At 38.2% G+C, this 9165-nt stretch carries 10 protein-coding genes; 8 read left to right on the forward strand and 2 right to left on the reverse strand.

What is annotated here, in order from left to right; all coding sequences use genetic code 11:
* From AC6F75_RS04050 to AC6F75_RS04065, 4 genes are all read left to right on the forward strand, one after another.
* On the forward strand, positions 1 to 214 hold a 214-nt coding region (locus AC6F75_RS04050; protein ID WP_500713665.1), incomplete at its 5' end, for a UDP binding domain-containing protein.
* 99 nt (positions 215 to 313) lie between these two features.
* Positions 314 to 1339: a GDP-mannose 4,6-dehydratase gene (locus AC6F75_RS04055; protein ID WP_500713666.1), complete on the forward strand. Its 1026-nt coding sequence runs from the start codon at positions 314 to 316 to the stop codon at positions 1337 to 1339.
* Positions 1339 to 2694, forward strand: coding sequence for an undecaprenyl-phosphate glucose phosphotransferase (locus AC6F75_RS04060; RefSeq protein ID WP_500713667.1), 1356 nt, complete (start codon positions 1339 to 1341; stop codon positions 2692 to 2694). Before AC6F75_RS04055 ends, AC6F75_RS04060 begins: the two co-directional genes overlap by 1 nt.
* A 1-nt stretch (position 2695) precedes the next feature.
* On the forward strand, positions 2696 to 3475 hold the full coding sequence (locus AC6F75_RS04065; protein WP_500713668.1) for a glycosyltransferase: 780 nt from the start codon (positions 2696 to 2698) through the stop codon (positions 3473 to 3475).
* Here the strand turns inward: AC6F75_RS04065 and AC6F75_RS04070 are convergent.
* Complete coding sequence (locus tag AC6F75_RS04070; protein WP_500713669.1) at positions 3461 to 4774, reverse strand: phenylacetate--CoA ligase family protein; 1314 nt, start codon at positions 4772 to 4774, stop codon at positions 3461 to 3463. The two genes, AC6F75_RS04065 and AC6F75_RS04070, sit on opposite strands and share 15 nt — an antisense overlap.
* Before the next feature lie 72 nt (positions 4775 to 4846).
* Between AC6F75_RS04070 and purD the strand changes: the two genes are divergently transcribed.
* Entirely contained in the window at positions 4847 to 6118 is a 1272-nt protein-coding gene (gene purD, locus AC6F75_RS04075; protein WP_500713670.1) for a phosphoribosylamine--glycine ligase, read from the forward strand.
* Between the two features lie 99 nt (positions 6119 to 6217).
* Here the strand turns inward: purD and AC6F75_RS04080 are convergent, their stop codons facing one another.
* Positions 6218 to 6454 carry a DUF6341 family protein gene (locus tag AC6F75_RS04080; protein WP_500713671.1) on the reverse strand — a complete coding sequence of 79 codons (237 nt, stop codon included), beginning with the start codon at positions 6452 to 6454 and terminating at the stop codon, positions 6218 to 6220.
* Between the two features lie 132 nt (positions 6455 to 6586).
* On the opposite strand from AC6F75_RS04080, the gene AC6F75_RS04085 reads away from it, so the two are divergent.
* The 3 genes from AC6F75_RS04085 to AC6F75_RS04095 are packed head-to-tail and all read left to right on the forward strand — an operon-like array spanning position 6587 to position 9143.
* Positions 6587 to 7510 carry a DUF6427 family protein gene (locus AC6F75_RS04085; protein WP_500713672.1) on the forward strand — a complete coding sequence of 308 codons (924 nt, stop codon included), beginning with the start codon at positions 6587 to 6589 and terminating at the stop codon, positions 7508 to 7510.
* Entirely contained in the window at positions 7468 to 8151 is a 684-nt protein-coding gene (locus AC6F75_RS04090) for a hypothetical protein (protein ID WP_500713673.1), read from the forward strand. Before AC6F75_RS04085 ends, AC6F75_RS04090 begins: the two co-directional genes overlap by 43 nt.
* Entirely contained in the window at positions 8148 to 9143 is a 996-nt protein-coding gene (locus AC6F75_RS04095; RefSeq protein WP_500713674.1) for a DNA adenine methylase, read from the forward strand. Before AC6F75_RS04090 ends, AC6F75_RS04095 begins: the two co-directional genes overlap by 4 nt.
* The last annotated feature ends 22 nt before the right edge of the window (positions 9144 to 9165 follow it).

Below are 9165 nucleotides of genomic sequence, written 5' to 3' on the forward strand. Positions count from 1 at the left end.
CAACCAAATTGATTTTGCAGCATCTATGTACAAAGCCCTTGAAGGAGCAGATGCTTTGGTTATTTGTACCGAATGGAGCATTTTCAGGACACCGGATTTTGGGAAAATAAAACAGGCATTAAACAATCCTGTAATATTTGATGGGAGAAATCTTTATGAAGTCAATGAAGTTAAAGAACAAGGATTTGACTATTATTCTGTCGGGCGACCCTAAACTCCCACGAAAGTGGGAGTCTTGTAAATGAAAATATATATTATTGAGAAAGTTTTAATACATAAAATCTTTCAAATAAGGCTAAAGTATTGAACAAAGATGAACAATAACCAAACTGAAGAACGAGATTCCCGCCGTCGCGGGAATGTGTTAATCACGGGAGCTGCCGGCTTTTTAGGGTCTCATTTATGTGACAGGTTTATCAAAGAAGGGTATCACGTCATTGGCGTTGACAACCTCATAACCGGCGATTTAAAAAACATTGAACACTTGTTTAAATTGCCTGAATTTGAGTTTTACCATCACGATGTGACTAAGTTTGTTCATGTTCCAGGCAAACTCGATTATATTCTTCATTTTGCTTCACCTGCCAGCCCGATTGATTATCTAAAAATTCCTATTCAAACATTAAAAGTAGGTTCCTTGGGCACACACAATTTGTTGGGATTGGCCAAAGAAAAAAACGCAAGAATACTTATTGCTTCCACTTCTGAAGTGTATGGAGATCCGGAAGTACACCCTCAATCAGAGGAATATTATGGCAATGTAAACACCATTGGCCCAAGAGGGGTTTATGACGAAGCCAAACGTTTTCAGGAGTCCATCACCATGGCTTATCACCGTTATCACGGTTTGGAAACACGAATCGCCAGAATATTTAATACTTACGGGCCACGAATGAGGCTCAATGACGGGAGGGTGATTCCGGCTTTTATCGGTCAGGCATTGCGGGGCGAAGATTTAACTGTTTTTGGCGACGGTAGCCAAACACGTTCTTTCTGTTATGTAGACGATCAGGTAGAAGGACTTTACAGGCTTCTTTTAAGCGACTATTCAGACCCTGTAAACATTGGAAATCCTGATGAAATCACCATACTTGAGTTTGCAGAAGAAATCATAAAACTTACGGGGACAAAACAGAAAATTATTTGTAAACCCTTGCCACAGGACGACCCTATGCAACGGCAACCGGATATTTCAAAGGCCAAACAAATTCTGGGCTGGGAGCCCAAAGTTTCCAGAGCAAAAGGCATGAAACACACCTATGAATATTTCAAAGGATTGTCAAAAGAAGAGCTCGAGAAAAGCGAGCATAAAGACTTTTCCAAGCACATCAGAAAATAATGTTTTTTAAAAGAGGAAGATATTCGGGGTATCTAAGACCCATTTCATACGCCATCGACTTGACGATTATTCATGCTATGGCCTATTATCTTTTCTTTAATTTTGAACTTAATTTCAAATTCCTTTTTTTTATTTCCGCCGTTTGGATATTTATGTCTTTGAAATCTAATTTCTATGAAATTTACCGATTCACCCAAGTAGTTAAAATATTTTCCCTTCTTGGAAAACAAATGGTGTTGTTTGTCTTGGTGGTTTTTGCCTTTTTTGGGTTTTACAATCAGTTCAGTATTCATCCAAACACGGTTTTCAAATATGTGATTTACACTTTTTTGCTGATTACTGCCTCAAAACTTACTATATACTATCTACTTAAAAAATACCGGACTGTTTTGGGGGGTAACTACAGGAACACGGTAATCATTGGCAAAAACAAAAAAACCGAACAACTCGAAAAATTTTTTAAAGACAATCCTGAATACGGATACCAGTTGCAAAAGGTATTTGACCTGAGGAGCAATGAAAAGGAGGGTATTGAAGATTGTTTCGAATACATTCAAAAAAATGAAGTGGATGAAATTTATTCCTCCGTGGCCGAGTTGACCAACAAAGAAATCCTGATGCTTATTGATTTTGCAGATAATAACCTCAAAATTCTTAAGTTCCTTCCTGATAACAAGGAAATTTACACCAAAAAACTGGAGTTTGACTATTATGGGTATTTGCCTATTCTTTCATTGAGAAAAATTCCCATTCAGGAACCTTTCAATTTATTTATCAAACGTATTTTTGATATTTTCATTTCGCTCTTTGTTATCGTTGGGGTCTTATCTTGGTTAACCCCCATTTTGGCGGTTTTGATAAAACTCGATTCAAAAGGGCCGGTCTTTTTTAAGCAAAAGCGAAATGGTTTGGATTATGAAGAGTTTTTCTGTTATAAATTCCGCTCCATGAAACCCAATCCGGTTGCCGATTTATATCAGGTAACTAAAGGTGACGAGAGAATTACCCGGATGGGAAGGTTTTTGCGAAAAACCAGTATAGATGAATTACCCCAATTCATCAATGTGCTTAAAGGCGACATGTCAGTTGTGGGTCCTCGTCCACATATGGTAAGTCACACCCATATGTATGCAGAGCGAATAGACAAATTTATGGTGCGCCACTTTATCAAGCCGGGAATTACCGGTCTTGCACAGGTGAGTGGTTATCGCGGCGAAGTAGAAACTGATGATGACATCATCAACCGTGTGCGCCTTGATATTTTCTATCTCGAAAACTGGTCGCTGCTCCTTGACCTTAAAATTGTATTCCAAACTGTTTATAACGCCTTAAAAGGGGAAGACAAAGCATATTAGAATGAAAGAGGCTTCAACAGTTTCCGTGATTACTCCTTTTTATAATTCTGAAAAATTTCTGGAGGAAACCATTCAATCTGTCATAAAGCAAACTTTTCCAAATTGGGAGCTTTTTTTGGTCAATGACTTTTCTACAGACCATTCTCAGGACATTGCTGAAAAATATTGCGCGACAGACAGCCGGATTCAGCTTATAAACCTTAATAAAAATTCCGGTATAGGAGTAGCCAGAAATATTGGAACTCAAAGTGCAAAAGGCAAATACATTGCCTTTCTTGATGCAGATGATGTGTGGTTGCCACACAAGCTGGAAACGCAGTTGGATTTTATGCAAAAACACAAAACCAACCTTTGTTTTTCAAGCTATTTGTTAATGGATGAACAAGGCAATCAACTTGGCAAAATGATTGAAGCACTTCCGCAACTGTCGTTTAGAAAACTTTTGAAATCAAACTATATTGGTAATTTAACAGGAATATACAATGCTGAGGTTTTGGGCAAAATCTATTCCCCCGAAATCAGGAAAAGACAGGACTGGGGACTTTGGCTAAAAATTTTAAAAAGTGAGAAAACCGCATTGGGCATCAAAGAGCCGCTGGCAATTTACCGCATTAGAAAGAGTTCAATTTCACAAAATAAATGGGCATTAATTAGGTATAATTTTGCCGTGTACAATCAAATATTAGGGTATAATAAACCAAAAAGCTGCCTGATGATGTTTGTGTTTTTTTGGGAACATTTTTTTGTAAAGGCCAAACAACGAAAATCAGTTACTAACTAAGGATTCAAATTGCTTCAACTTGCCCCTGCGACTCCTGTCCAAAGTTTCAACTCGATTCAATGTAAGTTTCAAACCCGTTCCCAGATAGGTCTCAAGGGCGGTTTCAATTTCGCCTTTTTCCTTTTCGCTTAACGGAATACGGGAAATATAGGTAATTTCAAAAGCATCAGCTTTGGTTTGTACAACTACAAATTCAGTGACATTGCTTTTGTCTTCTATAATGCTTTTGGTAACGTAATAGAAAGTAAGCCCCGGCACCTTTTTGCCATTTGGGAGAAAAGCCACATCGTTGGATCTTCCGATAAGTGATTTTAAAATCGGTTTTTGGGCTGTCCCTGTTTCAGAAAAACTTCCCCAATCGCCTATATCATATCTGATAAATGGATGCGCCTTGTTGTAAAGCGAAGTGATGACAATCTTGCCTTCTTCACCCAAGGGAACCGGAAGGTTGTTTTCGTCCAGAATTTCAACAAAAAGGGTTTCAGAGTTTACTATAAATTCATCATTTGTATCTGTATATGCAATTAAATCCAGCTCTGAGGCTCCATATTCATTGACAATCGGCACACCCAACCAGGTTTCAAGCAGTTTTTTATCGGTTTCAAACAACATTTCAGAAGTGACCATGCACACTTTCAAGGTGGGGCATACATCTTTCAAAACAACATTTTTATGTTTAAGAAATTTCGCAAATAACACAATCGAACTTGTATAGCCATTGATATATTCAAAAGGGGTTTTTGTAAACTTATGAAAAAACCGCTCCAGCTTTTCGTCTGAAAGATCAAAAATGGGAAACCGGTACCTGTTACTTAACAAATCTTTCAAACGTTCTTTTTGATAGCCAAAAAAATCCAGCGGGATTCCATAAAATCGCGCTTGAAGTGAACGTTTTAAATCAATTCCGTGCCAAGCAAATCTATTTTGAATCATTGCCCAGGTAAGCGCATGTGTAAACTTGTCTTTGGCAAAAATAAAAGGGTGCCCGCCGGAACCTGAGGTTTTATTGACATAAACTCTTTTTTTTGAAAACCCTTTTGAAAGTCTATTTTCTAGCGGTTGTTGCAAATCACCTTTGGTTAACACAGGAATTGAGTTCCAGTCGGTAGGGTTTATTCCTTGATCCAATCCGGCATAAAACGCGTTGTTTTTAAGATGAAACTGGACGATTTCCTTTTTTTGATTCTCCAAGTATTCGGCAAAGGCATCATCAGAAAGAGACTGGAGGTCATTCAAATGACGTGTTGCTTCCCCGATAGGAAATCCTTTGAAACGCAATGTGAAATCAAACAAATTCACCCTAAAAAATTAGTAGGACAAGTTACAAACAATTATTTTTGAAGTCACAATACCAACTTTAAAAATATCACGATGAACATACTGATTTTAGGTTCTGGAGGCAGAGAACACGCATTTGCACATCAACTGGCTGAAAGTTCGCTTTGCAGCAAACTGTATGTGGCTCCCGGAAATGCGGGCACGGCACAATTGGCTGAAAATGTCGCCATTGGAGTAAACGACTTTGAAAAAATTAAAAGTTTTGTTCTGAAAAATCAAGTGGAAATGGTGGTTGTTGGCCCTGAAGACCCGCTTGTAAATGGAATAGTTGATTTTTTTCAAAATGACGAGGAACTAAAAAACACAATGATCATCGGCCCTTCAATGGAAGCGGCAAAACTGGAAGGAAGTAAAGAATTTGCCAAGGTGTTTATGAAGGAATTCAATATCCCCACCGCTACCTATCAAAGCTTTACCAAAAACGAAATCATCAAAGGCCTACAATATATTGAAAGCACGCCACCGCCTTATGTTCTAAAAGCAGATGGTCTTGCTGCAGGGAAAGGGGTTGTTATTCACAATAACGCCAATGATGCCAAAGCAGAGCTACAGCATATGCTGGTTGAAGAAAAGTTTGGAGCAGCAAGTAAAACCGTGGTTATTGAGCAGTTTTTAAAAGGAATTGAACTTTCAGTTTTTGTGTTGACCGATGGGAAAAACTATAAAATATTACCCACAGCCAAAGATTACAAACGCATCGGTGAGGGTGATACCGGTCTAAATACCGGAGGAATGGGAGCAGTTTCGCCTGTCCCTTTTGCCGATGAGGTCTTGATGAAAAAGATTGAGGAGAAAATCGTAAAACCCACCATTGAAGGCATCCAAAAGAGACAGATGAATTACAAAGGCTTTGTATTTATCGGGTTGATTAAAGTAGATGACGAACCTTATGTGATTGAATACAACGTGCGAATGGGCGATCCCGAAACCGAAGTAGTACTCCCCAGAATAAAAAGCGACCTTGCAGAATTGCTTAAGGCAGCTTATGAAAAAGAACTTGATAAAGTCACTCTTGAAATTGACGCAAGAGCAGCAACAACAGTGATGCTGGTTTCAGGCGGCTATCCCGAAGGCTATGAAAAGGACAAGGAAATTACAGGAATCGAAAATACGGAAGGCTCCATCATTTTTCACGCAGGAACAACAGTTAAAGCAGGAAAAATTGTTACAAATGGAGGACGGGTCATTGCCATAACGACACTTGACGAGGACTGGCAAAAAGCCATAAAAAAATCCTATCAAAATGCTGAGATCATCAACTTTGACAGGAAATATTTTAGAAGGGATATCGGGTTCGACTTATAGATTAAGGAAACTTTCCCCCTCCGGTTACTGAGCGAAGTCGAAGTATGGAGGGGGTTAGGTCGCTTACGCTTCAAAGCTTTAGCGACGAAGCGGGGAGGGTTAACCTAAATACGTGTGAGAAGTTGAAGTTTTATCTTCTGTCCCGGCTTCGTCATAATTTTTAAGTTCTTTCATCCAGTAAAAAAACGCCACTAAACCAATGATTAGAAAAATCCAGTTTAAACCATTGGCAATAAACCAATTGGACAATTCAAGTTCGCGAATTCCATCAAATGGGTTTATTAAAATGGCTTCAGTGACTGATTCAATTCCTTCAAAAAACGCTCTAAAACTCATAAGTTCTTATATTTACGTAGATAATAAATGTGTCAAATTTTCTTGTTGCAAATATACACAATCACGGCAATAAAATGAATATTGAGAATGCAACAACTATAATATTTCACACAAAAAACCAAACCCAACTCTATGCTCACCAGCTTTTTTAGTAAATCAAAGCCCGTTAACTACCTTCTGGTTGCTGTTTTTATGGTGCTCGTGTTTTTGGCTTACGGTTTGAGGTCAGGGAGCTTCTTTTTATCAATCACAGATTTTTTCATTCAGGTTGTGCTTCTTGTTTTATTTGTGTTTTCAATGCTTTTGGCAGATTTCATCACCAGAAAAAATGACCTCACCAGAAAAAATACTTTCGTTATTTTTTTCTTTGCCGCTTTTTGCACGGTGTTTCCCGACACTTTTTTAAGACCCGATGTTTTTATTGCACACTTTTTTATACTCCTTGCCTTGCGGAGAATCATCAGTCTTAAAACCAAAAAAGATATCCAAAAGAAAATTTTTGACGCCGCACTATGGATTGCAGTTGCTTCCTGTTTTGACTTTTGGGCTTTTGCATTTATTCTTATTCTTTATATGAACATTATATTCGAATCGGGCGATAATTACAAACACTACTTTATTCCTTTAGTGAGTTTTGGTGTAGTGATTATGTTGAGCAATGTGTTTACACTATATTTTCAAAATGCTTTTTACCTTCCGCTGGACTGGGTGGGCAGCAGCGGTTTTGATTTTTCATACTACAACACACTTTCAGTTCTAATGCCTTTGTCATTTCTGCTGGCACTTATTCTTTGGATGACGGGAAGTTTTTATACGAATATCAATCAGCGCAGCAAAAAAAACATCAGATCTACCCGACTCATTCTTTTTGGGTTATTGACAGCCATGCTTATTCCGGTGTTTTCACCACAGAAAAACGGTTCTGAATTAATATATCTATCGTTTCCGCTTGCTGTGTTTGCGACTAATTTTATAGAAATTCCCGAAGATAAAACCTTCAAAGAAATCCTGTTATGGGTGTTTTTGTTCATGCCATTTGCCATTTTCTTTTTGTGATGAACAACAGGCTGTTGAACATAGAAAATCAGTTAAAAAAGCGCTGGGCTTACAAATACAAATGGCTGCGCAAACAAAACGACCGCTGGGACCAATACACCAATTTTATCTATAAAATACTTGATTGGGATGCCCTCATTTCAGCAACTGCACAACTTGTCAAAAATGAAAACCTTAACAAGGAAGAGGCGTTTTATTACACCATTAACCGCTGGTACAACTTTTGGAGCTCGGTGGCGGTGGAGGAGATTTTTTGTTCGCTTCCGGGAGTAATTCCGGCTGAAAGTTCTATAGACAAACTTGTAGATTTTTCCATCAACAAAATTCCGTTTGACCATAAAACTTCCATTTTTCCGAAAGGTTTTGGAAAAGATTTCGCTTTCGCGAAAGCCAATAAAGAGCAACTCCTCTATTGGTTTTATGAAGAGCAGAGCAAACAGCAACGCCAACATTTTGCCAACCGTCTTTTTATGGTTGTTTACAAAGAAGACGGTAATCATTGGAAACTAAAAGCAGAAATTTCCCTGCTTCACAACGCCATTTCAGAATATGTTGCTAATTTTGGCGAAAGTCAGTTGACTGAACTAAATTTTCCCAACAATAAAAAAGCCCTTTCAGACATTATCTGGGTGACTCAATGAATTACATCGGTTCCAAACACAAACTCAACCCATGGATACTTGAAAATATCTCGCAAGTGGTAAAAAACCCACTTGATGAAATTGTTTTCTGCGACCTTTTTGCCGGCACCGGGGCCGTGGGCAGAAATTTCAAACCGCTGGTGAAACAAGTCATCGCCAATGATATTGAGTTTTACAGCTATGTGTTGCTTCAAAATTACATTGGCAATCATTTGCCTTTGGATTATCAATCAATAATTGAAGAACTGAATCAACTTCCCGGAAAAAAAGGATTTATTTTTGAGAATTACAGCGAAGGAGGTTCCGCCGGGCGGCTTTATTTTTCAATGGAAAACGGCCAAAAAATAGATTCCATCCGAACACGTATCGAGGAATTAAAATCTTCAAATATCATCAATTCCAATATGTATTATTTCCTGTTGGCATCGCTTATCAAAAGTGCAGACAAGGTGGCCAATACAGCTTCGGTTTATGGTGCCTATTTAAAACACATTAAAAAATCTGCAGCAAAAACACTACTTCTTGAGCCCGCCCGTTTTGATGTGACGGAGAATTCACATCAGGTTTTTAAGGAAGATTCCAACACGCTGATAAAAAAAATCAGTGGTGATGTTTTGTATCTCGACCCGCCTTACAATGCCCGGCAATATGGGGCTAATTATCATCTCTTGAATACCATCGCAAAATATGATACCTTTGTGCCACAAGGCAAAACCGGATTGCGCAGCTATGAAAAAAGCAATTATTGCCGTAAAGGAGAAGTCGCCAAATCATTTGAAGAGCTCATTAAAAATGCTCAATTTCAATATGTGTTTTTAAGTTACAACAATGAAGGCTTAATGACCGAAGAAGAAGTAAAAACCATCTTGAAACGCTATGGGAAATACACCTTAATAACAAAAAAATACCAACGCTTTAAAGCCGACAAAACCGAAAACAGAAACCACAAAGCAGATGCTACTTTTGAGTATTTGCATATATTAGAAAAATAAACCTCCCCTCTAAAAAGAGGGG

Source organism: Planktosalinus sp. (assembly GCF_059864935.1).